Below are 23958 nucleotides of genomic sequence, written 5' to 3'. Positions count from 1 at the left end.
CTGATGGTTCAGTGAACCATCCACAGCGTAGCGTCTGCACGGCCCACCCGACCCAATGCCCATGCGTGGTTGTTTCATGCGCGCCCCCCTCTTGGCATCAAAGAAAACCTTCGCTATGTACCGGTTTCCCGGTCGCAGCCTACCCGGGCACCAAAACAAGGGTAAAAAAATGAAGACTATCGTAATCTGCTCCGGCGGTTTGGATTCTGTATCGCTTGCGCATATGGTGGCGCAGGAACATGAACTGACCCGCCTTGTTTCTTTCGACTACGGCCAACGGCATCGCAAGGAACTTGACTATGCGGCCCTGTGCGCCGCGCGTCTTGAGGTGCCGCATGACATCATCGATCTGCGCGCCATCGGGGCGGCGCTGACCGGATCCGCCCTGACGGATGACATTGATGTGCCTGATGGCCACTATGCCGAAGAAAGCATGCGCATCACCGTCGTGCCGAACCGCAACGCGATCATGCTGACCGTGGCATTCGGCGTCGCGGCAGCGCGCGGCGATCAGGCGGTCGCCACGGCGGTGCATGGCGGCGACCATTTCATCTATCCCGACTGTCGCCCGGCCTTCACACAGGCCTTTGAAGCCATGCAAAAGGCAGCACTTGAGGGCTATGCTGATGTGTCGCTCTATACGCCCTTCGTGAACCGGACCAAAGCCGATATCGTGACCGAAGGCGCACGCTGCGACACGCCATTCGCACAGACATGGTCGTGCTACAAAGGGGGGACCCATCATTGTGGCCGCTGCGGTACCTGCGTGGAGCGTCGCGAGGCGTTTCATCTGGCAGGCGTCACCGACCCCACGACCTATGAGGACCCCGATTTCTGGGCCGAGGCCATCGCCAGAAAGGACCATGGCTGATGTACCGGATCACAAAGGAATTTCACTTTTCAGCGTCGCACCAACTGTCGCATTTGCCTGACGGGCATCAATGCGCGCGGCTGCACGGGCACAATTACATCGTCGTGGTTGAACTGGCCGCAGCAGACTTGAATGCCGACGGGTTCGTGCGCGATTACGGCGAATTGAAACCGCTCAAGACCTATATCGACGATACCTTCGACCATCGCCATTTGAACGATGTGATGGACGTGGCATCGACCGGTGAAAACATGGCACGGCACTTCTATGACTGGTGCGTTGCGCTGTGGCCCGAGACGACTGCCGTCAAGGTCAGCGAGACACCCAAGACATGGGCGGAATACCGGCCATGACCCAGTTGCGGATCGCTGAAATATTCGGCCCCACCATTCAGGGCGAAGGGGCGCTGATCGGGGAACCCACGGTTTTCGTGCGGACCGGTGGCTGCGACTACCGGTGCAGTTGGTGCGACAGTCTTCATGCGGTGGATTCCGCCTTTCGCCACACTTGGGCACCGATGACAACCGAAGCAGTATGGGCCGATGTGGTGCGTCTGTCCAAGGGGCGACCGCTGACGGTGTCCCTGTCCGGCGGCAATCCCGCCATTCAGGATTTCACCGCGCTGATCGCACGCGGTCAGGCGCAAGGCTATCGGTTCGCCTGTGAAACCCAAGGCTCGATCGCAAAGCCGTGGTTTGCGGACCTCGATACTTTGGTCCTCAGTCCCAAACCGCCGTCCAGTGGCGAAGTTGTTGACTGGGATGCCTTCGACGCCTGCCTGTCGGCAGCGAAAGGGGCCAAGGCAACAGCAAACATCGTCATGAAGATCGTCATTTTCGATGATGCCGATTACGACTGGGCGCGTGCAGCGGCAGACAGATACCCCGCACTGCCGCTTTACCTTCAACCGGGCAACCCCGAGGTTGATCCCGATGTACCGGTCGACCCGCAACGGCTGTCGGATCGTCTGCTTTGGCTGGTGGACAAGACAATGAACGATGGTTGGTTTGCACCTCGCGTGCTGCCGCAACTTCACGTCCTTCTTTGGGGCAATAAACGCGGGGTCTGACCCGTAAAAAGGAGTAATCATGGAAACGATCTATAGTGATCTGACGCAATTGGGCGGCCAGACCGAATTGCCCGCCTCGCCTGAACAGGCAACGCTTGAACGGGTGAAAAACCCGCAGGCGGACATTGCCTTTTGCGTGCGTTTCACGGCACCCGAATTCACATCGCTGTGTCCGATGACGGGCCAGCCCGATTTTGCGCATCTCGTGATCGACTATGTGCCCGGTGAATGGCTGGTTGAGTCGAAATCGCTCAAGCTGTTTCTTGGTGCGTTTCGCAATCACGGTGCGTTTCACGAAGACTGCACAATCTCGATTGCGCGGCGTCTGGTCGATTTTCTTGACCCGCAGTGGCTGCGGATCGGCGGCTATTGGTATCCACGTGGCGGCATTCCGATCGACGTCTTCTGGCAGACCGGTGCGACGCCTGAAAACGTCTGGATACCCGACCAGGGCGTGCCACCGTACCGCGGCAGAGGTTGAACCAGCTGAAGACACAGTAGCGCGTTTGAACGCTGCAGATGCGCGCGGGTCGGAATGGGTCGCGCGCAGACCGCTGCCGGGAAGGTCCTGACGCAGGGACGCGGCGAAACCGGAGGGGGCGTATTTGGTCGCGCTCTCAATCTGCCCGGAGCCACTGTGGGCAGTCGGGCAGCGACCCAAATCAAGCTCGATAGAATATCAACAGGATTTGCTTTGCGAGACCGCGCTCACGACGCGTCAAGCAGGGCGTCCCAATCTTCCGTGATGATCCACTCGCAAAATGTGGCGATCATTTTGACACGTTTGTGAGACCGAGGCACGATGAGGAAAAAGCCCGGCACGTCTTCGCTGGGCAGATCTGTTAACGCATCTATCCCGAATGGGGCAACCAGATTGCCATCCCGAATATCCTGAATGGCATCAATCCGAGAGATCAGACCGACGCCAATGCCGGAAATGGCCGCACGGCGCATCGTGGCGGCGTCATGGAATTCTATCACGCTGGCTGCTTCGACACCCTCCAGCTTCAGATGCCGCAAGACACGGAGCCAGAGATCACGTGACAGCACGGGGTGCAGCAACGTCTGCTTGATCAAATCTTGCGGGGACCGAAGCTTTTCGGCGATTTCGGGGGTGCAGCAGATGATCTTGGGATCGCGCACCAGCAACGCCGTGTCGTAATCTTTCCAGCCGCCAAAGCCCCACTGGATCGAAACGTCCACCTCGTCACGCGCAAAGTCGGGCGTCTCGACCATCGTCGTCATGCGCAGATCGACGCCCGGCATGCGTTCACGCAGGCGCACAAGGCCCTGCATCAGATAGCGGGTGGCGAAATAGGGGCTGATGTTGATGTTGATGCGGTTTCGGCCGGTGGCCTTGGTGACACGCCTCACGCCTTCCTTGAATTCGTCAAAGCCGGCCTCGACGAAATGCGACAGGACTATCGCCTGTTCGGTCGGCTCGACCACACGGCCCTTGCGTTCAAACAGGTGCACCCCAAGAATATCCTCCAGCAATTTGATCTGCTGGCTCACTGCCTGAGGTGTCACCAACAGATCATCGGCCGCGCTGCGAAAGCTGCCCTTGCGCATCACCGCCCAGAACACCCGCAGCGCGTTCAGGGGGGGCAGTCGAAAGGTCTGGTCCGACATATGTAGCCTTTGCTTGCCGCAGTGTTGACGCGAGCAGCAGCGTCAGATCACGGCTCTTTCCAGGAATGGACGGTTCTCGACGATGCGTTCGTAGCCCAGTTGTGTCATGTCGAGCGTGCGAAATTCCCCGTGAATGATCAACTCGGAAACACCGCGCCCCGTGGCGGGTGCCTGCTGCAGGCCGTGGCCGGAAAATCCGTTGGCGAAAATGAAGTTTTCCACCTCGGGATGCCGACCGACAACCATATTGTGATCCAGCGTGTTGAAGGCATAGTGGCCAGCCCACTGGTTGATCACCTTGATCGCCTCGAATGATTGCGACCGTTCGGCAAGGGCGGGCCAGATCTCGTCTTCGAATTCCTCATAGCGCGGATCGAAATCATCCCAGTCGACGCAAGGATCGTGCGCAGGGGCCCAAGCCGTCAGGAAATATTTCCCTTCGGGGCGGCAGAAAACGCCTGACGGGTCGATCATCAACGGCAGCCGCCCGGCGTTGACGCGCGCAGTGCCTTCGGGCGTCTTTGCGCAGTCGAATACGAAAAGCGTCCGCTTGCGCGGCTCCACCGGGATATCCAGCCCCGCCATCCGGGCCGTCCGCGCCGCACGGGGGCCCGAGGCATTGACCACAGTGCCCGTCTGGATGGTGGCACCGGATTTAAGCAAGACCGATGTGACGCGGTCGCCTTCGCGTGCGATCTCGATCACCTCGTCCGTCACGAATTCGGCCCCTTGCGCGCGGGCCTTGGTCTTGAACCCCATCATCAGGCCGGTGTTGTTGAACCAGCCTTCGCCGGATTGGCCGTAGGACGCCAGGGCGATGTCATCCACCCGGATGTGCGGGAAAGCGTCAGCCAACTGGTCGCGGTCCCACAAGACCACATCCGCGTTGCAAGATTTCTGTGCTGCATGGTTTTCGCGCAGAATCTGGACCTGCTCGTCTGTGCGGGCCAGAAACAGATAGCCGCCAGAGTGAAAGTTAAGGTCAGGCTTGTCGCCATCGACTTCCATCATTTCGCCGAAATTTCGGATCACTTCAGAACCGTATTGGCTGATTTTCACGTTGATCGGATTGGAAAACTGTGTCCGGATCGAAGAAGCTGACAGCGCCGTGGAAGCCTGTCCATAGGTCGGGTCACGCTCGACCACCAGAACGGAGCCTGTAAAATCAGGGTTCGCGGTCAGGTAATAGGCGACGGCCGATCCGATGACGGCACCCCCTATGATCACGACGTCATATGATCGCTTCACGCCGCGGCCGCATCGTCTTGATGACCAAGGTCGACGAACCAACCGCCGATGCAGCGCGTCGATGCTGCATTGGGGTCCGCGGGTTCTGTTTTTGCCTCGACAGAAGCGCGAAAACTCTCGGCGCTGTCCTGTGGCACATAGCCGACATGGCCAGCGCTCGAGGTGTCGACTGGCTTGACGGTATTGTCCGACATCCCTGCCATCACGGTGGCCCCCAGATGCGGGGCGGTCAGACAGGCGCTGATCATCCGGATGCAGTCGCCAAAGCTAAGCCAGGACCACAGCATGCGCCGGTCCGCAGGTTCCGGGAAGGACGAGAATATGCGCACGCAGCTGCTCTCGATCCCGAATTTGTCATAGTAAAGGCTGGCAAGGGCTTCGACAAAGCATTTGGACACGCCATACAGGCTGTCAGGCCGCCCTGTTGCATCGCCTTTGATGCCATCGTCAATCTTGTGATAGCCGATGGCATGAACCGAAGACGCATAGATGACGCGCTTGACGCCGTGTTTCCGTGCCCCTTCAAAAATGTGGTAGGAACCGCGAATGTTGCTATCAAGGATTTCCTGCCAGGGTCGTTCAAGTGGCGCGCCGCCCATGTGCACGACCGCATCGCAGCCCTCCAGAAGCGCCATGGTGGCCTTTTCGTCGGACAGATCGCAAACCACCATTTCTTCATGGCTGGACAGGTTTTCGCAGGCCACGCGGTCAGAAAGACGAAGAGTTTCGGCAAGTGGTGCAAGCCCATGCCGCAGTTCCGTTCCCAGACGTCCCGCCGCCCCGGTGATCAGTATCTTTTTGAAAGGTTTGGTCATGAGGTGCCTCAGAAACTCAGTTTGCCCACCGCGTCCGCAATGCGGGTAACAGCCTTTGTCAGTTCTGCTTCGGATGTGGCCGTCGAAATACGAAAGAACGGCGACAGCCCGTAGGCGGTGCCCGGCACGGCGGCCACCCGGCCTTCGTTCAGCAGATATTGCGTGACGGCGATGTCGTCTTTCAGAACCTCGCCCTGTCCTGTGGTCGCCCCGATCAGGGCCGCGCACCCGATATAGGCGTAAAAGGCACCCTCGGGCGGATCGAGCGTCAGTCCTTCGATCCCCTGAATGCCGGCAACGACCAGATCCCTGCGGCGCTCGAACGCGGCGCGAAAACGCAGCACTTCGTCCTGCGGACCGTCAAGCGCCGCCTGCGTCGCGATCTGCGCGGGGGTGCAGACCGACGTGCAGGACTGGCTCTGGATCGTGGCCATCGCCTTGATCAAATCTTTTGGCCCTGCGGCGTACCCAACGCGCCAGCCAGTCATTGCATAGGCTTTCGACACGCCGTTGACGATCAGCGTCCGGTCGCGCAACTGCGGACATGCCGCGCCGAACGACACAAAGGACCGTCCGTCGAAAACAATGTGCTCGTAGATTTCATCGGACAGGATCATCACCTGCGGATGCTTTTCAAGCACTGCGCCAAGCGCTTCGAGCTGCGCGCGCGAATAGACCGCCCCCGACGGGTTGCCCGGCATGTTGAGGAACAGCCAGCGGGTCTTGTCGGTGATTGCGGCCTCCAGCACCTCTGGCGTCAGGCGGAAACCGTTTTCGGCCGGGCAGGCAGGCGTCACGGGAACACCGCCGAACAGCTTGGCCATTTCGGGATAGGACACGAAATAGGGTGCGGGCAAGATCAGTTCATCCCCATCTTCCACCGTGGCCATCAGCGCGTTGAAGATGATCTGCTTGGCCCCGTTGGCCACCGCAATCTCGTCTATCCCGTAGTCCAGCCCGTTTTCCCGCTGGAACTTGTCCGCCACGGATTTGCGGCAATCGGCCGTGCCGACCGCCGCTGTGTACAGCATGCGTTCGGACCGGGCGGCAGCAAAGGCGGCTTCGGTGATGTGGGCGGGCGTCGGGAAATCGGGTTCTCCCAATCCCAGATTACAGACATCCACGCCCGTCGCCGCAAGGTCCTTCGCGGCCTGGCTGACGGCCATGGAAGCCGATGGCTTCACGACTGAAAGCCGGTTTGCGATATGAGTCATTTGCCTGGCTCCGTGACATAGCCCTTGCGCAGATCTTCCGCGCGGCTTTCGGCGGTCCGATTGGCCGGATCACCATAGCCGCCGCCCCCCGGCGCGTTCAGGACAAGGCGTTTGCCCGCCGGGACGAACTGCCAGCCCTTGGGCCGCAGTTTTGTGCCGTCATCCAGCGCCACGCTGCCCGTGGCCCCCGGCAACCCGCCCTCACGCCCCAAAGGCGCGGTGCCGACGCGGTCGAACATCGCCGAAAATTCGAACTCGTGCCCGTCGGCGGGTGCGATTTCGATGCGCTGGCCCAGACCGCCCCTGAATGTACCGTCACCGCCGGAATCCGGACGCAGTTCCTTGCGCCAGATCACGACCGGGCCGGCATGTTCCGTCGCCTCGATCGGCATGGTGTGCACCCCCGACGGGAAGGCGGTCGCGCTAAGACCGTCCAGCGTGGGCCGCGCGCCCATGCCGCCCGAGTTGAACATCAGCACTTCGGACCGCCGTCCCTCATGACCCGCAGCAGGCCGAGCGGAGATATGGATGTTCCACAGCGCCCCGGCCCCTTCGGCCTGGATTTGCCCCGGCAGGGCCTGAGCCAACGCACCCAAGACCACGTCGGGCACCATATGCCCGATGACATGGCGCAAGCTGACCGGTGCAGGCCGTTCGGCATTCACGATGTTGACGGGGGATGTCACCTCGAATGCCGCCAACGAAGCTGCATTGTTCGGAATGTCGGGGGCCACCACGCATTTGATCGCATAGCAGGCATAGGCTTTGGCGTAGATCATCGGACAGTTGATGCCCCAGCGGCTGATCGCCGAAGAGCCGTCGAAATCCACATGAACGCGGGACTCTTCGATTGTCACCTTGGCAACCAGATTGACGGGCTCGTCATAGCCATCGGTCAGCAATTCATTCGACCATGCGCCTTTGGGCAGCGCCGCAATACGCTCCATCACCGCCGCGTGGGTCCGCGACAGGATGAAATCACCCAGCTTGTCGAGGTTCGGCAGACCGATTTCGTCAAGCATCTCCAAAAGGCGTTTAAGACCCACGTCGTTGCAGGCCGCCAGTGAATAGAGGTCACCGACCACCTGATTTGCCTCGCGCACGTTGGCCCGCAGAAGGCTGACCAGCACCTCGTTCACCACGCCGCGTTCGGCGAACTTCATGATCGGGATCTGGATGCCTTCTTCGTAGACTGATTTGCCATCGGCACCAAACCCGCGCCCGCCCACGTCAACCACATGGGCCGTGCAGGCAAAAAAGCCGATCAGCTCTTCGCCGTTGAATACGGGCGTGACCATGGTGATGTCATGCAGGTGGCCCGTGCCCAACCACGGGTCGTTGGTAACGTAGGTGTCACCGGGAAACATGTTCTGACGCGGAATCGCTGCCAGAAAGTTGCCGACCGCTTCGGCCATCGTGTTCACATGACCCGGCGTGCCGGTCACCGCCTGCGCCAGCATTGCGCCTTTGGCATTGTACACACCGGCCGACAGGTCGCCTGCCTCGCGTACACTGGTGGAAAAGGCGGTGCGCAATAGCGTCATTGCCTGTTCCTCGACCACGGAGATCAGGCGGTTCCACATCACCTGCATGCGAATTTCATCGACTTGAGACATATCAGTGTCCTTTCCGGATCAACAGAATCGTGCCGTCGGGCTGGATCACGGCATCAAAGGGCGAGGTGACGACAGTCGAGGTTTCACTCTCGACGATGACGGCCGGGCCGGTGACACGCGCGCCGCTTTGCAGGCTGTCACGTTCAACGATCGTTGTGGTCAACTCTGCGCCGGTGGCGGGGTCGAACACGGCGCGGGTCAGGGCAGCACCCGCCACCGCACCATCATCGGTCAGGGTTACCGGCGCAGGTGCGGGACGAATGTCGTGCGCCTTGACGGACCAAGTGACGAACTCAATCTCGGGGCCTTCGACCGCACGGCCAAAGAACTGCGCATAGCGGGCGCGGAACGTCTCTTCGATCATGGCCTTGTCATCTGCGGTAAAGGCGCGGTCCGGCATGGTGACCGGAATTTCCCAGCCCTGCCCCGCGTAGCGCATAAAGGCCGTGATCTCGCGCACAATCTCGCCGGCGGTACCGGCGCGCACAAAGCTTTCCGCGGTGGTCTTCAACCCTGCCAGCATCGCGTTGGTCGCGTCCGGATCAAATTCGCTCAGGCGTGCGATCTGCGAGGCAAGCGCCTCGTAGCCGAACGGTGCCTTGAGAAAGCCGATGGCAGACCCGACGCCCGCCCCTTGCGGGATCAGACACATGTCGATCGACAGCTTTTCGCACAACCGCGCAGCGTGCAGCGGGGCGGCCCCCCCAAAGGCGATCATCACGTTGTCACCGATGTTCTTGCCGTTTTCGACCGCGTGCACGCGGGCCGCATTGGCCATGTTCTCGTCAACCACCTCGGCGATGCCAAAGGCTGCCGCCTGCGGGTCAATCTGAAGCTTGTCACCCACTTCGCGGCCGATGGCAGCGCGGGCGGCATCGACCGACAGCTTGATCTTGCCGCCGGCAAAGTTGTCGGGATCGATCTTGCCCAGAACCAGATCGGCGTCGGTGATCGCGGGGCGCGCACCCCCGCGCCCATAACAGGCGGGTCCCGGTTCCGACCCGGCAGATTCCGGCCCGGTCTGGATGCGTCCCATGGCGTCGACCCAGGCGATGGACCCGCCCCCTGCCCCGATCTCGATCATTTCGATCACAGGAATGGAAATCGGCATGCCCGATCCTTTGGCAAAACGGTAGGTGCGCGCAACTTCAAAGGTCCGGGCCGTCTGGGGCTGGAAATCCTCGATCAGGCAGATCTTGGCAGTGGTGCCACCCATGTCAAAGCTGACGACGTTTTCCAGCCCGAAGCGCTGCGCCACATCTGCGGCAAAGATCGCCCCCCCGGCAGGACCGGATTCAATCAGACGCACCGGAAAGGCCGACGCCGTTTCGACCGAGATCAACCCGCCCCCCGAGTGGATCATGAATACCGGACAGGTCGCCCCCATCTCTTTGACGCGTGTTTGCAGCCGTGCCAGATAGCTTTCCATCTGCGGGCGCACATAGGCGTTGGCGCAGACGGTGTTGAACCGCTCGAACTCGCGCATCTGCGGGGATACTTCGGACGAGATCGAGATCGGCACGTCAAGTTTTGCCGCCAGAATCTCGCGCGCGCGTTCCTCGTGCGTGCCGTTCAGATAGGAATGGATGAACCCGATCGCCACGGCGGCAAAGCCTTCGGCCTTGAGCGTGTCGGCGAGCGCTTCAAGCGCCGCTTCATCCAGCGGTTGAAGCTCTTGACCTTGCGCGCCGATCCGGCCCTTGACGGGAAACCGGTCCTCGCGCGGGATCAGCGGCGGGGGCAACTGGATGTTCAGGTCATATTGGGCAAAGCGGTTTTCCGACCGCATTTCGATCACATCCCGGAAACCTTCCGTCGTCACCAGGGCGGTCCGTGCGCCGCGCCGCTCAATCAGCGCATTGGTCGCAAGGGTGGTGCCGTGAATGATGATGTCGATGTCCGACAGCGCGATGCCCGCCTGTTCGGTCACGATGGCAATGCCGTCAAGAATGGCCTGTTCGGGGGCCTTATAGTTGGTCAGCACTTTGGACGAATGCATGACGCCCCCCACGTCCAGCGCGATGTCGGTAAAGGTGCCGCCAATATCCGCACCAAGGCGGATTTCCTGTGCCTGCGTCATGCGTTTTCCTTTGCTTTCAGCGCGGCGTCGCGCATCTGGGACAACGTGACCCGCGGGGTCAGCGCCTCGGGCGAGATATCAAGATCAAGCACAGCACCGGTGTTCGAAGCCAGCGCGCGGTCAAAGGCGGCTGCGAATGCGTCCGTTGTCGCGACATGTTCGGCATGAAAGCCATAGGCCTTGGCCAGCGCCACGAAATCGGGGTTTACCATCTCGGTCCCGGACACGCGGGCCGGATAGTGACGTTCTTGGTGGGCACGGATTGTACCGTAGATGCCGTTGTTCAGGATCAGAATGATCGGCTGTGCGCCTGCCTGTGCCGCGGTGGCCAGTTCCTGACAATTCATCTGGAAATCGCCATCCCCCGCGAAACAGACGACAGCCCGGTCAGGATGGGCGAGTTTGGCCGCCACCGCCGCAGGCACGCCGTACCCCATCGCGCCAGATTGCGGAGCCAGCAGCCGCGCATCGGGGCCGAATTTGAAGAACTTGTTGGGCCAGACCGTAAAGTTTCCGGCCCCGTTGGTCAGGATTACGTCGTCGGGCAGGATATCGCGCAGGTGCGCGGTGACCTTGCCCATGTCAACGGGTGATGGCAGATCGCCCAGATCGAAACCGGCCTCGAACGCCGCGCGCCCTTCTGCCCGCCAAGCGGCCCAATCGCCCGACACAGGTGCCGCCGCCAATGCCTTGGCAAATGCGTTCGGCCCCGCCTGAATGCCCAGTTCGGGCTGATAAACCTTGCCTAGTTCCAGATCGGACCCGTGCACGTGGATCAGGCGCTGTTTCGGCAGCGGCACATCCAGCAGCGTGTAGCCATCAGTCGAGTTCTCGCCAAAGCGGTTGTTGACGGCCAGGATAACATCGGCCTCGACGATCAGTTTCTTGACCGACGCCACCATGCCGACCCCAGCCTCGCCACAGAATGTCGGCGAGAAGTTGTCGTATTGATCCTGATAGCGGAATACCGAGACGACAGGAATATCAGAGGCTTCGGCAAAGGATTGCAGCGCGGCGCTGCCTTGGGCCGTCCAGTTGCACCCGCCATAGATGATCAATGGCCGTGCGGCTCCTGCAAGCATCTCGCGGGCCTGTGCCAGCGCCTGTGCTGCGGGCTCAGGCTCGGGGTACGCAGCAGGTCCGCGCAGCGGGGCCACGTCCGTGGCGCTGGTCAGCATGTCTTCGGGCAGTGCGATGACCACGGGACCAGGGCGGCCTGTCGTCGCCGTCTTCCAGGCCCTTGCCAGAATTTCAGGGATGCGGTCAACGTCGTCGATTTCGACGGCCCATTTCGCCACCGATCCGAACATCGCGCGATAGTCGATTTCCTGAAACGCCTCGCGGCCCCTCATGTCGGTACCGACCTGGCCCACGAAAACCAGCATGGGGCAGCTGTCTTGCATCGCGGTGTGAATGCCGATCGACGCGTTGGTAACCCCGGGTCCGCGTGTCACGAGGCAGATGCCGGGAATGCCGGTCAGCTTGCCATAGGCCGCAGCCATGAACGCGGCACCGCCTTCATTGCGGCACAGGACAAAATCCAGCTTGCCCTTGGTGTCATGCAGCGCATCAAGCACCGCCAGATAGCTTTCACCCGGAACACCGAAACTTTTCTTTGCGCCAAGTGCCACAAGACTTTCGACCAGAAGTTGACCACCGTGTCGCGCCATTATCGTTTATCCTTGCTTGAATGTGACGCCGATCAACCGATCACGCCCGTTTATGCTTACAGTGCCTGTGTTCGCATATCTGCGAAATCAAGAAAAGCAGGCCATAGACAAGCTCTACTTGTCTATCGGGTGCGTATGTGCAGGAGAGATGACGTGCAGATGTCGGACGAAAGGCCGAATTCCGTCTCATTGGCGATGGCTTACGCCGCATCCAAACCGGCAGCCTTGATGACTGCGGCGCAGGGCTCGACAATCTCTTCGCGTGATACCCGCATGACTTCGGTCGCAGCAAGGAATCCACTGGAAAGAACGCTTCGCCATAGGCAAGAGAAGCTTGATGCAGCAGGGAATAACCATAAATTCCAACCGCTACCGCTTCAACAGCCCCAAGGCCCCCAAGCTTCTTTTCCACTTCCAAAGCCGATCACCGCACCCAAAAACACAACAGATTGCCTGACACAAAGACCACAATGTACCGTGCCAGGCGTCCGCGTCATTATAGGTTGTGATTCAGACGGAACTGGTTGTTGGGATCATAGGTTGCCTTGATCCGACGCAGTTTTTCAATGTTGGGGCCATAGGCCTCGGCCATCCGGCCATCGTCAGACGGCATGAAATTGACATAGACGCTGCCTGCGGATTTGGGTTCTGTCCGATCGGAAAGATCGCGCGCCCAATCGATGCACGTCTTGTCCAGCGCAGGATCCGACCACCGCGTGTGGACGTTCATCACGAAGTGCCGGTTCCGTTGCGGGAACGGTGTGGCCGCGGCGTCAACGCGGGCCATGCCCCCCCCAAGATGGGCGATAAAGATTTCCGACTGCGGGTCCGGCAGGGCCGCAACCGCCGCAAGGGAGATATCAATAACCTCGTCTGAAAGCTCCAGAAAATCATTGCTTTTCCAATAGTTGCGCGCGCCGGGCGTCAAAAGCGGATCAAAGGCCTGTTGCCAGCCCGCATAAGGGTTAGGACCGATCACGTCTGCAATCGGATGTCCCAGATCGCGCAACTCTTCCAGCGCTTTCTCGCCTTCCTTCATATCGCCCGCATAGCACGCAGCAAAGATCAGCACTTCCTTGCCATGCCACTCTTCGGGGAGAAATGGCAGCGGCGGTGCCTGCCGCATGACCGCCCAGACGGTCAGCGCATCGGGCGCGCGGGCACAGATGTCACGATAGCTTTGCAGCAGGGCGCGCGCATCCGCCAAGGGGTGCACAATCAGACCCGAAAGCACCTCTGGCCCGATCGGGTGCAGCGCAAATTCAAAAGAGGAGACGACGCCAAAGTTACCGCCGCCACCGCGAATGGCCCAGAACAGATCGCTGTTCTCCATCTCGCTCGCGACGCGCACGACACCATCGGCACAGACCACGTCCGCCGACAGCAGATTGTCGATCGTCAAGCCATGCTTGCCCGTGATCCAGCCAAACCCGCCCCCCAAGGTCAGCCCAGAAACGCCCGTGGTCGAGTTGATGCCAAGCGGCACGGCAAGGCCGTGAACCTGTGTAGCTTGATCCACGTCGGACAGAAGGCAGCCGGGCTGCACGATTGCGGTCGCCTTGTCGAGATCGACATCGACCGCCCGCATCTGCGAAAGGTCTAGCAAAAGCGCGTCGTCGGCAACCGCGTGACCTGCAATCTGGTGGCCGCCGCTTTTGACCGCCAGCAAAAGGCCATTCTCGCGCGCAAAGTCCACCGCCAGCCGAATGTCATTCGTGTTCCGCGCGCGAACGATCTGACTGGGATACCGGTCGATCATGCCGTTCCACAAGCTGCGGGCATCATCGTAACCGCCGTCCCCCTTGCCGATCAGGTCACCGCTGAGCGACGCGTTGAAGTCCGCCAGTTTCGCCTTTGTAACGTCGGTGGTCCCACCGTTCAGTGCTTTGAATGTTTCCGTCATGGCAAGCTCTCCCAAAAAAGTTTGATCCTGCGTTTAGGCTGCGCCCCTGGCGGCAGCCGCACTAGTCCTGAAACTGAACCGGCCTTTTCCTGCCGGATTGGGGCGAAACGTGGTATGATGAATATTTGCAAAACCAAATTTGCCATCAGGGAGAATCGCTATGACACTTGGAAGTTACGGACAATTCTGCCCTGTGGCGATGGCAGCCGAAACGCTCTGCACGCGCTGGACCATGGTTCTGGTGCGCGAAATGGTGGCGGGTTCGACCCGGTTCAACGATCTCAGACGGGGCGTTCCGCGCATGTCCCCAAGCCTGTTGTCACAGCGGCTTAATGAACTGGAAGTCGCCGGGATCGTCACGCGCACCCCCGTCGCGAACGAACCGAACGTACATGAATACCGCCTGACGGAAGCAGGCCGTGACCTTAAGTCGGTCGTCGAAGCATTTGGCATCTGGGGGCAAAAGTGGATCGAAACGCAGGCGACGCTGAAGAACCTCGATCCGTCGCTGCTGATGTGGGACATGCGCCGCAACCTTGATCCGGTCCCGCTGCCGCCGCAGCGGACGGTTGTGAAGTTCAGATATCCCGAGCTTGCGGAAGCGCGCCGGCACTGGTGGCTGGTCGTCGATCCCCATGCCGCAGTTGATCTGTGTTCCTCCGATCCGGGCTATGACGTCGATCTGTGGGTAACGACCGACCTGCGGACAATGACTTCGATCTGGATGGGGCTGACGCGGGTTTTCGATGCCGGAGACAAGATCCAGCTTGACGGCGATCCCGCGATTGCGCGCACGATGCAAACCTGGCTTGGCCTCAGCCCGTTCAGCGCGCAGAGGAAACTGGTGCACTGAACCTATCGGCCAATCGAACAGTACAGTTTCAGGACTATCAGACCACATCCCGAGGCTGCACCTTCAGGGAAGTATCGCCAGACCGTTCCGGATAGGCGCGTTTTCCCGGCTTAAACCACGATCCGCGCTGCAAGAGGTTATCTATTCGGTCGGATGGGCACTGACGTCCATCCATCACAGCGCCACCACCCGCGGCTGTGAACAGGATGATCCATGTCAATCCCCGCGGCAATGACTGGCCTAGGGTCATACCGTCACCACCATGCCAATCACCAGAAGGAGCTGGAAGATGACCTTTGCCAGACGAATGGCGCTCGCTCTTTCGGGGTGCGTCATGGCCGGATTTTTCGCCTTGCCCGCCGGGGCTGCCGAAACAGTGGTCCACGTATCGCTTTGGGACAGGGGTCACACGCCCATGATGTACGGCCAGCAGCACATGGGCCTGATGGGTGCGGATATGCCTATGGTGATGATGGGGATCACGGTCAATCGGACGCAGGTCCCAACGGGCGTCGTGACCTTTCGTGTTACCAATAACTCTGCGGACATGATCCACGAGATGGTGGTCACTCCGATGCGCAGCCTTTCGACGCCGCTGCCGTATATCCGTGACGCGCAAAGGATCGACGAAGATGCGGCCGGGCATCTTGGCGAAGTGGCCGAGCTGAACCCCGGACAAGCAGGTGCGCTGACCCTGACGCTGCGGCCCGGCACCTATATTCTTTACTGTAATCTTCCGGGGCATTTCGCGGCGAGAATGTGGATGCTTTTGACTGTCACCGCTTAAGCCCGGTTGAGACAATACACCTCGGGTCAGGGTGTTCGGGGCGGGGGCACGGGGCCGCCAGACGCGCCCGCCCCATTGGAACAAGGAGAATGACGATGGACGGTTACGGTATGGGTTATGGGATGGGGTTTGGCTAGATCTGGGCGATCCTGCTGATTGTGCTGGTTGCCTTGGCGATTGCCGCCTTGATCAAATACCTGCTCAAGTAATCCCCTGTCAGCAGGATCCATTGCGCGCGACCGACAGGAGGATAGAAAAGACAGCCGGAGCGCTCATCACTCCGCGGGTAGCGCGTGGGTCCGTTCTGCTTGAACTTGGCGGGCCTGTTCGGGCCAGGTCGACCGGATGTAGGCAAGGATATCCATGATTTCCGCGTCAGAAAGAATGTCGCCGAATGCGGGCATGCCGCTGTTAAATCCCGTGACACCGCGCGCATTCAAGGCGGCCTGTCCACCCAGCCGCGTATATTCCAGCAACAGCGGTGTGTCGTGGTGCCAGGTGTGGCCGGATGCATCATGCGGTGGCGCGGGCAGGACCCCATCAGGGCCGGGCGACCGCCAGTCGGGCTGACCTTCAAGGTTTGCACCGTGGCACGCCGCGCAATTCCCGGCATAGAGCTGTGCCCCCCGGTCCAGATCACGCCCCTGAAATGCATGATCCGCTTGTGTCGCAATCGGCGCAAGCGCCAGCAGGGTCGCGAAAATGACCCTGCGCAGGATCGACCCCTCGTGGCATTCGCGTGGCTTGGGCCTTGCATGACAACCATCGTCGCACCGCCCCTGCAGCACCGCAAATCTGTGTATCGTTTTCTGACGTATCATCACGCAACCTCGATCCATGTTGTCATACCCGATGCCGCATGGCCCAGCATGTGGCAATGCAAAAGCCATTTGCCGGGGTTATCCGCGACAAAGGCAATCTCGACCGTCTCGTTCGGGAACGTAAGGACCGTGTCGCGCATCGGGCCTAGGGTACCGTCCGCACCAACCGTGCGAAAATGCATCCCGTGCAAATGCATGGCGTGCGGAAACATTGTCTGGTTGGTCAAACCCAGTCGCACCGTCTCGCCCCGCGACAGGCGGGCAAAGGGGACGTCGGCCATACCGGCTTGACCGGCAAGCGCCCAGAACTGCCCTTCCTGCATCAAGCCCCTGAACCCAAGTTCGCGTCCCTTGTAACGGGCGCTTTCCAGACCGCTCATCGCGCCCCCTTCCAGTGCCATCGTCAAGCGCCGCGCGTCTTTCAGGCCGCTAACCTCCATCTTGGGGTTGGGCGGCAAGGCAGCCGGAACACCGCGCCGCGCGATCGAGGCTTGGCCGGTGACCGGAACCATCGCCTGCGGCTGCCATGTGCCGTCCGTGTCCCGCCGCAAAAGACCGGCGGTTTCCCCTTCCTCGGCGGTCACATCGACCACCAGATCAATGCGCTGCGCAGGGGCCAGGACCAGTTCGTCAGAGAGGGGTTCGGGTTCTGGCAACGGCATCCCGTCAACTGCGACGGTCCACCCCTCAAGCCCCGCCAGGCGCAAGACGAAGATACGCGCATTGGCGGCGTTGATCAGACGCAGGCGCAGACGTTCATGGCGCTTGGCAGGAAGGCTGAAAGCAAATTGTCCGTTCGTCCCGACCAGATTACCGGTACGCCCTGCGTGGCTGAGGGTCACGGGGTGGTCGCCGCCCCGGAACGCGCCGGTCTCAGGATCAAGAAGCCAGTCGTCCAGCATCAGCACCTCGTCGCGGTCCACGTCATAGGCGTCGGCTTCTTCGATGATCAACGGTCCGGACAGCCCGCGGGCCACCTGCTCCATCGAATTGGTGTGAGCGTGGTACCAGTAGGTGCCTGCATCGGGCAGAACGAAGTCATAGTCAAAACTGCCGCCAGCGGGAACCGGTTCTTGCGTCAGCCCGGCAACGCCGTCCATGGCATTGTCGATCCGGATGCCATGCCAGTGCACAGAGGTCGGTACCGGAAGTTCGTTGACCAGCCGCCGTGTCAGCCGCCCGCCCTGTTTCGCGCGCAAGGTGGTGCCTGGAACGGTGCCGTCATAGCTCCAGACCTTGGTCGCGGCATAGCCTTCAGGGGCAAGCTGAACGGTCGCCGGACGTGCGGTAAGCGGGGTCGGTGCGGCGGCGAACGCAGGTCTGCCAAGGATGGCACCCGCAGCAAGGCCCGCGCAAAAGCCGCGGCGCGACAGGGGAATACCGGCCATCTCAGTTGATCCCGTTGGCGCGCTGCAGCGTACGGACATAGGCGGTGATGGCCTTCACATCCGCCTGCGTCAGGCCGGATTGCGCAGGCATATCGCCAAAGGTCCAGTGATGCGCTCTGGCCCCTTGCTGGACGGCCAGCACAAAGGCCATGTCGCCGTGATGGGATGGCTCATAAATCTTGTGGACAAGCGGTGGGCCAAAGCCCGCCTTGCCAGCAGCATTTGTCCCGTGACAGTCGGCACAGGTGGCGTCAAAGGCGCGCTTGCCCATCGTCGCCTCCGCTGAAAGCGTCTCGGGCAAGGCGACCGAGACGATCGGGTCACCCTGCTTTGGTTCAGATGCAGCAGTGTCGGACGTTTGCAGCTGCGTGACGTAATATGCTCCGCCTGCGAGGATGGCAGCGGCGGCAACGATAGCGATTTTGTTCATTTCGAATTCCTGAAGGGCGCACGGCACCGGGGCCGCGCGTGGTCGTTCTGGCGGAAGCGATCCGCCGGTGGATATCTTGAGACCCGTTCAGGCGCGCGGCGGCGGAAGGTCGAAGGTCACTGTTACAGGATCAGAAAAGCTGGCGACGGGCCAAGGATATTGCATCGGTCGTCGGACCGAGTGGCCAAGGCCAGTAAAGCCGTCTGGCATCGCGGCAACCACGCAAAGTGCACCATGCGAACACATTGGCAGCGACATATCACCTGCCACATCGGCGCTATCGACACATCCCGAACAGGGATGACCATGCTGCATGTCATGACCCGCATTCTGCCCAAGCAAGATCGCGACCGCGAAAAAGCCCAGCGTCAGAATGAGGAATATTTTGCGCATGTTCACCTTATGATACCACATGTCCCAGGTTCATACCCGATAACAGATCCAAGGCAAAATCACCAAGGGGTTATCAAGTCCTGACTGCCGCAGGCAACCGTGTGGCATTGCAAATCCCAGCTACAGCTTTTCACTGCGCAAGCGAAGCGCATTGGTGATCACGGACACCGACGACAGGCTCATCGCCGCGGCGGCCACGACGGGCGACAGCAGAATACCGAAGAAGGGGTACAGAATCCCTGCAGCCAGCGGAACGCCCGCAGTGTTGTAGACGAAGGCGAAAAACAGGTTCTGGCGGATGTTGCGCATGGTCGCTTCGGCCAGCCGCCGCGCACGGACGATCCCGCCCAGATCCCCTTTCACCAGCGTGATGCCCGCGCTTTCAACGGCGACATCCGCGCCGGTGCCCATGGCAATGCCGACATCCGCCTCGGCCAAGGCGGGCGCGTCGTTCACGCCGTCCCCCGCCATGGCCACCGACATCCCCTCGCCTTTCAGTTTCCGGACCAACGCGTTTTTATCCTCGGGGCTGACCTCGGCGTGGATTTCGTCGATCTTGAGCGTCTTGCCAACAGCCTCGGCGGTGGCTTTTGCATCGCCCGTCGCCATGATGATCCGCATTCCAAGGTCATGCAGGGCGCGAATGGCGTCCGGTGTGGTGTCCTTGATCCGGTCCGCCACCCCGATCAGGCCTGCCGGTTTTCCGTCACCGGCAACGAACATCGCAGTTTTGCCCTCTGACTGAAGCGCTTTGGCACGGTCGGCAAATGCCCCCGTATCAATGCCAAGATCCTGCATCAGCGCAGCGTTGCCAAGGGCAACCTTGCGTCCATCGACAACGCCGGTGACGCCTTTTCCGGTGATGGCCTCGAAATCGGAACTGTCCTGCTTCGGCGCGCCGCGCTCCTGCGCTCCGGCGACGATGGCCTCGGCCAGCGGGTGCTCTGATCCACGCTCCAAAGCCGCAGCAAGCGACAAAAGCGTGGTTTCATCCATCCCGTCAGCAGGTTCTGCATCCGTCAGGGCAGGCTTGCCTTCGGTCAGGGTGCCTGTCTTGTCGACGATCAGCACGTCAATCTTTGCAAAACGCTCCAACGCCTCCGCATCGCGGATCAGAACCCCTGCCCCCGCGCCGCGCCCTGTGGCGACCATGATCGACATCGGCGTGGCAAGGCCAAGCGCACAGGGGCACGCGATGATCAGGACGGAAACCGCCGCGACAAAGGCATAGGACAGCGCAGGCGTCGGGCCGAAGATTGCCCATGCGGCAAAGGAAAGCAGTGACACACCTACGACGGCGGGCACGAAATAAACGGCGACCCTGTCTGCCATCGCCTGAATAGGCGCGCGGGACCGCTGCGCCTTGGCGACCATCTCGACAATCCGGTTCAACGTGGTGTCGGCACCGACATTCTGCGCCTTCATCAGAAAGCTGCCGGTCTTGTTAATCGTTCCACCCGTGACCGGCTCTCCTTCGACCTTTTCCACCGGCACCGGTTCGCCTGAGATCATGCTTTCATCGACAGACGACCGCCCCTCGGTCACGACACCGTCCACCGGCACGCTTTCACCGGGGCGGACCCGCAGCACGTCGTCTGTGCGCAGATCCTCAAGCGGCACGTCCCTTTCCGTGCCATCCGCGCTGACCCTGCGCGCCGTCTTGGGGGCAAGGTCCATCAGCGCGCGGATCGCGTCGCCCGTGCGTTCGCGGGCTGCCAGTTCCATGACCTGCCCCATCAATACCAGCACAAGGATCACGGCGGCGGCTTCGAAATAGACCGGGGCCATGCCCATATCGTCGCGCATGCTATCGGGAAACAACTGCGGCGCGATCAGCGATATGACCGAAAACAGATAGGCCGCCCCGGTGCCAAGCGCGATCAGCGTCCACATGTTGGGGCTGCGGTTCACCACAGAGGACCAGCCGCGCTTGAAGAACGGCCAGCAGATCAGGACCACCGGCGTTGCCAGCACGAATTGCACCCAGCCAAACGCGGTGTGGCCGATCCAGTCCGCAAACGGGATGCCCACATGGCTGCCCATCTCTAGCGCAAACACCATGAAAGCAAGAGGCGCGGTGATCCAGAGACGGCGTTTGAAATCCACAAATTCGGGGTTGGGCCCTGCGTCTGCCGACGGCGTCATCGGCTCGAGCGCCATACCGCATTTAGGGCAGTCGCCCGGATGGTCCTGGATGATTTCAGGGTGCATCGGGCAGGTATATTGCGTGCCCTCGGGCATCGGTTCCGGCGCGGGCTGGTCGCCAAGGTATTTCTCGGACTCGGTGTCGAACTTGGACTGGCATCCGGAGGAGCAGAAATAGAAACGCTGCCCCTCGTGCTTTGACATATGCGCCGCCGTGGCGCGATCTACGGTCATGCCACAGACAGGATCCTTGGCGGTCAGATAGGTGTCGGGATTTGATACAAATTTTTTCCGGCAACCGTCCGAACAGAAATGATAGGTGTGGCCGTCATGCTCTGCCGTCGGCTTGCCCGCCTTCGGGTCGACAGTCATTCCGCAGACCGGATCACGAGTGATCTTTGACGCCGTCGGCGATGTTGCAGGATGTTCGGAATGCGTATCGGTCATTGTGATGTCCTTTCAGGGGACGCAACTCCGGACCGCGTTCAGGGGGCGATTTAGGTCACCGCAACGCCAACCAAGAATATCGGTCAGCGGGCAGTCTGTTCCAAGGTCCGGCCTGTGTCGTCATCCCAGAAGCTATGCAGTCATGGCCCGGCATCCAAGGTCTTTTTTTTATTTAAGGGCTCGCAGTGAGACACTGTACAAAATGAACCCTCACCCGATAGCAAGCCCCGCCAGGCGCGGATCTGCTACGTGCATGTTCTGGGCGGCATGCCAGAACGCGCTGCCGATGCGTCATAAGTCGAGGGGCCGGACGTGCATCCAGCTCCTCAAGATGTTTATCAAACTCAACCTATCGCGATCAGAATACGGCCCGTGCGATGCGGATCAGTTGAAGTGTTTCGAATGCATCATTCTCCAGCGCCAGAACCTCTCCGTTCATGACGGTATAGCTGTAGCCTGGGTCAAGCGGCGGAAGGCGATACGCTTGCATCAGTTCGGCCTGCGTCAGCGCTGCGGTCGGTGCCACCTGCACGCCGTTGTCCAGAATTGGCACGCGGGCCATGTCATTGATCCGGGCAAGTGCGGTATAGTTGCGATCTTCAAGAAGCACCGGCATGCCATCGATCAGCGCATAGCGGCTGCCGCGTGGGGCGGGCGCAAGATCGTAGAGCCGGGCAACCTGATCGGAGTTCAGCAAAAGACCGGAGTCATCGATTTCATCAATATTTCGCACTTCGATGTTCTGGGTCCGCAGATAATGGTCTCGACGGTCGACATAGACACGCTCCAGCTCGTCATCGTCATAGGATACCCATTGATCATAAGTCACACCGTCTTTCGCAAGACCGGGGGGCACGCAGGGGGGATCTTTTTTCGCAAGGCCGGGAGGGCAGTTGCGATAGGTCAGAAGACGGTCATCGTCGATGTCCTGGAAAATTACATCCTGCCCCAGCAGCGCCAAAGGCACAGCCGACAGCAGAGTTACCATGTCGCGACCCTGGGGCGGCTGGACCTCAAGCAGTTGCTGCGACGCGATAACGCGGTCTTCTTGCGACCGCTTGACCCTTTTGTCGTGCTTTTCGTTCTTGTGATCGGCTTTGCCGTTATTCTTGACCACCTTGTGGTCGTTGCCTTTGTGATCATTGGCCTTGGCGGGCTTGTTGCCCTTTCCAGGGTTTCCCTCGGCCTTTTTACCGACCTTCTTGTCGTTCGGCTTGCCGTGGCCCTTTTTCTTTTCGGTGCCCTTGCCAGCATTCTTGTGGCCGCCGCCTTTGTCCTTGTCGTTCTTGACGTGCACGATGTTTGCATCGAAATCATTGATAGCAAAATCACTGACGTCGACATGCGTGTCGGCCAGGGATGACCAGACAGGTGTCATCTGGGTCGCTGCGTTGGCGGGGTATATCGCCGTGATCGACAGGGCGGTGACAAGCAGAATACTTTTCGTAGGCATTGGGGGCTCTCCTGTAATAGGGCACTTAAAACACGAACATCTTCAGGGAAACATCAGGGAGGCCCACAAAGGGCCCGATGTCCTGATCACTTAACGCAGATGTTACCGACAAGGTTCCCCAGCACGACCGATGCAACGGCGGAACTTTGCCGGCTTGAGTGAACAGGCGGTGCTGTAGGCCAGTTAACGGACCATCTCGGAGCGACGCCGCGACCACATAAAACGTTCGGGTCTCTCCTTCTGATTGCTTCTCAGCTTTGATGCCTGTCGCCGGAGAACTTGCGCAAAGAGCTGCCCAGCGTAACCCGACCGCCGCCCTTATCTGAATGCCTGCACAAATTCGATATTGACACAGCGCGATTTACAAGCAAAGCATACAGGTATGGACAGGATTAAACATGACGAAACAAGACACGCATTGATCGGTGCAACGAAATCCGTGCGCATCGCGCACACGCTGGAAAGCGAAATCCGGTCAGGCGTGCTTAATCGTGGCGACGCGCTGGCAAGCGAAAATGATTTGGTCAAACGGTTCTCGGTAAGCCGCAGCACCGTCCGCAAAAGCCTTGAGCTGTTGTCGAGCAAGGGCATGATCACCACCAAAAGCGGGATCGGGTCGTTCGTGACATTCGGCGGCAAGACGATTGATGATCAGGCGGGGTGGACCTTGGCGCTCTCCTCTTCTGATGTGCAGCTCTCTACCCGTGTGTTGCGCCTTGAACGCGGCGGCATGGATCTGCCCGGAACCGAAGTTGCGCTTGGTGTCGATTGCCTCATCGTTGACCGCCTGCGGTTTTTGGAAACCACCGGCAAGGGCGTCTCGCTTGAGCGCAGCAGAGTGCCTTGGCGCGATACGCTTGAGGATGTTCTGCAAACGGGGCTAGTCGACGGGTCGCTGAATACGACGTTGCTGAACCATGGGCTGTCGATCGCAAGTGGAGCGGAATGGGCTGGGGTGATCCCCGCACTTTCGTCCGAAGATGCCACCGTAATGGGGCGCAATGCCGGTGATGCGATGCTGCGGTTGCGCAGGCTGACCCGCCAGACGGACAGGACCATCATCGAATGTGTCGAGAGCATCCTGGATCCCGACCTCTTCGGATTGCACATGGAGTTTTGACGG

General features: G+C 60.4%; 21 protein-coding genes. 7 read left to right on the top strand and 14 right to left on the bottom strand.

Translation table 11 applies throughout. The annotated features are described in order from the left end of the window. Positions 1–169 precede the first annotated feature (169 nt). From queC to queF, 4 genes are read left to right on the top strand one after another with little or no spacing between them, the layout of a single operon-like run. Positions 170–871 carry a 7-cyano-7-deazaguanine synthase QueC gene (queC, locus tag RGAI101_RS19145; RefSeq protein ID WP_037230214.1) on the top strand — a complete coding sequence of 234 codons (702 nt, stop codon included), beginning with the start codon at positions 170–172 and terminating at the stop codon, positions 869–871. Beyond that, on the top strand, positions 871–1224 hold the full coding sequence (gene queD, locus RGAI101_RS19140) for a 6-carboxytetrahydropterin synthase QueD (protein ID WP_008229860.1): 354 nt from the start codon (positions 871–873) through the stop codon (positions 1222–1224). Before queC ends, queD begins: the two co-directional genes overlap by 1 nt. Next, the gene (gene queE, locus RGAI101_RS19135; RefSeq protein ID WP_037230121.1) at positions 1221–1940 is read left to right on the top strand and encodes a 7-carboxy-7-deazaguanine synthase QueE; all 720 of its coding nucleotides are present in this window, start codon (positions 1221–1223) and stop codon (positions 1938–1940) included. The genes queD and queE overlap by 4 nt, the downstream gene beginning before the upstream one ends. Before the next feature lie 16 nt (positions 1941–1956). Then, complete coding sequence (gene queF / locus RGAI101_RS19130; protein ID WP_037230118.1) at positions 1957–2421, top strand: preQ(1) synthase; 465 nt, start codon at positions 1957–1959, stop codon at positions 2419–2421. A 227-nt stretch (positions 2422–2648) separates the two neighbouring features. Here the strand turns inward: queF and RGAI101_RS19125 are convergent, their stop codons facing one another. The 8 genes from RGAI101_RS19125 to RGAI101_RS19090 all read right to left on the bottom strand — a co-directional run bounded on the left by RGAI101_RS19125 (position 2649) and on the right by RGAI101_RS19090 (position 14118). Next, entirely contained in the window at positions 2649–3572 is a 924-nt protein-coding gene (locus RGAI101_RS19125) for a LysR substrate-binding domain-containing protein (protein ID WP_008229581.1), read from the bottom strand. A gap of 42 nt (positions 3573–3614) precedes the next feature. After that, entirely contained in the window at positions 3615–4820 is a 1206-nt protein-coding gene (locus RGAI101_RS19120) for an NAD(P)/FAD-dependent oxidoreductase (RefSeq protein ID WP_008229664.1), read from the bottom strand. Next, positions 4817–5635, bottom strand: coding sequence for an NAD-dependent epimerase/dehydratase family protein (locus RGAI101_RS19115; protein ID WP_008229586.1), 819 nt, complete (start codon positions 5633–5635; stop codon positions 4817–4819). The genes RGAI101_RS19120 and RGAI101_RS19115 overlap by 4 nt, the downstream gene beginning before the upstream one ends. Before the next feature lie 8 nt (positions 5636–5643). Further along, complete coding sequence (locus RGAI101_RS19110; RefSeq protein ID WP_037230116.1) at positions 5644–6849, bottom strand: pyridoxal phosphate-dependent aminotransferase; 1206 nt, start codon at positions 6847–6849, stop codon at positions 5644–5646. Further along, a complete protein-coding gene (locus tag RGAI101_RS19105) occupies positions 6846–8465 on the bottom strand; it encodes a hydantoinase B/oxoprolinase family protein (protein WP_008229679.1) in 1620 nt (539 codons plus the stop codon). Before RGAI101_RS19105 ends, RGAI101_RS19110 begins: the two co-directional genes overlap by 4 nt. 1 nt (position 8466) lies before the next feature. Further along, positions 8467–10545 (bottom strand): hydantoinase/oxoprolinase family protein, encoded by a 2079-nt coding sequence (locus tag RGAI101_RS19100; RefSeq protein WP_008229665.1) that lies wholly within the window; start codon positions 10543–10545, stop codon positions 8467–8469. Next, positions 10542–12215 carry a thiamine pyrophosphate-dependent enzyme gene (locus RGAI101_RS19095; RefSeq protein ID WP_008229794.1) on the bottom strand — a complete coding sequence of 558 codons (1674 nt, stop codon included), beginning with the start codon at positions 12213–12215 and terminating at the stop codon, positions 10542–10544. Before RGAI101_RS19095 ends, RGAI101_RS19100 begins: the two co-directional genes overlap by 4 nt. Before the next feature lie 496 nt (positions 12216–12711). Beyond that, entirely contained in the window at positions 12712–14118 is a 1407-nt protein-coding gene (locus RGAI101_RS19090; protein WP_008229577.1) for an FAD-binding oxidoreductase, read from the bottom strand. A 160-nt stretch (positions 14119–14278) separates the two neighbouring features. Here RGAI101_RS19090 and RGAI101_RS19085 point away from each other — a divergent pair, with 160 nt between their 5' ends. Further along, positions 14279–14971 carry a winged helix-turn-helix transcriptional regulator gene (locus tag RGAI101_RS19085; RefSeq protein WP_037230113.1) on the top strand — a complete coding sequence of 231 codons (693 nt, stop codon included), beginning with the start codon at positions 14279–14281 and terminating at the stop codon, positions 14969–14971. 289 nt (positions 14972–15260) lie between these two features. Beyond that, positions 15261–15758, top strand: a complete 498-nt coding sequence (locus RGAI101_RS19080) for a hypothetical protein (RefSeq protein ID WP_008229766.1) — start codon at positions 15261–15263, stop codon at positions 15756–15758. Between the two features lie 275 nt (positions 15759–16033). On the opposite strand, the gene RGAI101_RS19075 is transcribed toward RGAI101_RS19080, so the two are convergent. The 6 genes from RGAI101_RS19075 to RGAI101_RS19050 form a co-directional block, all read right to left on the bottom strand. Then, positions 16034–16474 carry a c-type cytochrome gene (locus tag RGAI101_RS19075; protein ID WP_441295899.1) on the bottom strand — a complete coding sequence of 147 codons (441 nt, stop codon included), beginning with the start codon at positions 16472–16474 and terminating at the stop codon, positions 16034–16036. A gap of 104 nt (positions 16475–16578) precedes the next feature. Then, entirely contained in the window at positions 16579–17967 is a 1389-nt protein-coding gene (locus RGAI101_RS19070) for a multicopper oxidase family protein (protein ID WP_008229484.1), read from the bottom strand. A gap of 1 nt (position 17968) precedes the next feature. Beyond that, positions 17969–18397 (bottom strand): c-type cytochrome, encoded by a 429-nt coding sequence (locus RGAI101_RS19065; RefSeq protein ID WP_008229505.1) that lies wholly within the window; start codon positions 18395–18397, stop codon positions 17969–17971. 87 nt (positions 18398–18484) lie between these two features. Further along, entirely contained in the window at positions 18485–18790 is a 306-nt protein-coding gene (locus RGAI101_RS19060) for a hypothetical protein (protein ID WP_157044754.1), read from the bottom strand. Positions 18791–18910: 120 nt separating this feature from the next. Continuing rightward, on the bottom strand, positions 18911–21382 hold the full coding sequence (locus tag RGAI101_RS19055; protein ID WP_008229618.1) for a heavy metal translocating P-type ATPase: 2472 nt from the start codon (positions 21380–21382) through the stop codon (positions 18911–18913). A gap of 358 nt (positions 21383–21740) precedes the next feature. After that, positions 21741–22835 carry a hypothetical protein gene (locus tag RGAI101_RS19050; RefSeq protein WP_008229671.1) on the bottom strand — a complete coding sequence of 365 codons (1095 nt, stop codon included), beginning with the start codon at positions 22833–22835 and terminating at the stop codon, positions 21741–21743. Positions 22836–23217: 382 nt separating this feature from the next. On the opposite strand from RGAI101_RS19050, the gene RGAI101_RS19045 reads away from it, so the two are divergent. Next, positions 23218–23955, top strand: a complete 738-nt coding sequence (locus RGAI101_RS19045; RefSeq protein WP_008229603.1) for a GntR family transcriptional regulator — start codon at positions 23218–23220, stop codon at positions 23953–23955. The last annotated feature ends 3 nt before the right edge of the window (positions 23956–23958 follow it).

This window comes from Roseobacter sp. GAI101, assembly GCF_000156335.1.
Lineage (GTDB): Bacteria > Pseudomonadota > Alphaproteobacteria > Rhodobacterales > Rhodobacteraceae > Sulfitobacter.
Note: the sequence above shows the minus strand (reverse complement) of the source record. Positions and strands in the feature narration are given on the sequence as shown.

Coding starts and splice junctions, on each gene's coding strand:
- RGAI101_RS19070 (WP_008229484.1), bottom strand. CDS start 17,967: ATGGCCGGTATTCCCCTGTCGCGCCGCGGCTTTTGCGCGGGCCTTGCT.
- RGAI101_RS19050 (WP_008229671.1), bottom strand. CDS start 22,835: ATGCCTACGAAAAGTATTCTGCTTGTCACCGCCCTGTCGATCACGGCG.
- queC (WP_037230214.1), top strand. CDS start 170: ATGAAGACTATCGTAATCTGCTCCGGCGGTTTGGATTCTGTATCGCTT.
- RGAI101_RS19125 (WP_008229581.1), bottom strand. CDS start 3,572: ATGTCGGACCAGACCTTTCGACTGCCCCCCCTGAACGCGCTGCGGGTG.
- RGAI101_RS19110 (WP_037230116.1), bottom strand. CDS start 6,849: ATGACTCATATCGCAAACCGGCTTTCAGTCGTGAAGCCATCGGCTTCC.
- RGAI101_RS19095 (WP_008229794.1), bottom strand. CDS start 12,215: ATGGCGCGACACGGTGGTCAACTTCTGGTCGAAAGTCTTGTGGCACTT.
- RGAI101_RS19100 (WP_008229665.1), bottom strand. CDS start 10,545: ATGACGCAGGCACAGGAAATCCGCCTTGGTGCGGATATTGGCGGCACC.
- RGAI101_RS19065 (WP_008229505.1), bottom strand. CDS start 18,397: ATGAACAAAATCGCTATCGTTGCCGCCGCTGCCATCCTCGCAGGCGGA.
- RGAI101_RS19115 (WP_008229586.1), bottom strand. CDS start 5,635: ATGACCAAACCTTTCAAAAAGATACTGATCACCGGGGCGGCGGGACGT.
- RGAI101_RS19105 (WP_008229679.1), bottom strand. CDS start 8,465: ATGTCTCAAGTCGATGAAATTCGCATGCAGGTGATGTGGAACCGCCTG.
- RGAI101_RS19060 (WP_157044754.1), bottom strand. CDS start 18,790: ATGCGCAAAATATTCCTCATTCTGACGCTGGGCTTTTTCGCGGTCGCG.
- queE (WP_037230121.1), top strand. CDS start 1,221: ATGACCCAGTTGCGGATCGCTGAAATATTCGGCCCCACCATTCAGGGC.
- RGAI101_RS19055 (WP_008229618.1), bottom strand. CDS start 21,382: ATGACCGATACGCATTCCGAACATCCTGCAACATCGCCGACGGCGTCA.
- queD (WP_008229860.1), top strand. CDS start 871: ATGTACCGGATCACAAAGGAATTTCACTTTTCAGCGTCGCACCAACTG.
- RGAI101_RS19090 (WP_008229577.1), bottom strand. CDS start 14,118: ATGACGGAAACATTCAAAGCACTGAACGGTGGGACCACCGACGTTACA.
- RGAI101_RS19045 (WP_008229603.1), top strand. CDS start 23,218: ATGGACAGGATTAAACATGACGAAACAAGACACGCATTGATCGGTGCA.
- RGAI101_RS19085 (WP_037230113.1), top strand. CDS start 14,279: ATGACACTTGGAAGTTACGGACAATTCTGCCCTGTGGCGATGGCAGCC.
- RGAI101_RS19080 (WP_008229766.1), top strand. CDS start 15,261: ATGACCTTTGCCAGACGAATGGCGCTCGCTCTTTCGGGGTGCGTCATG.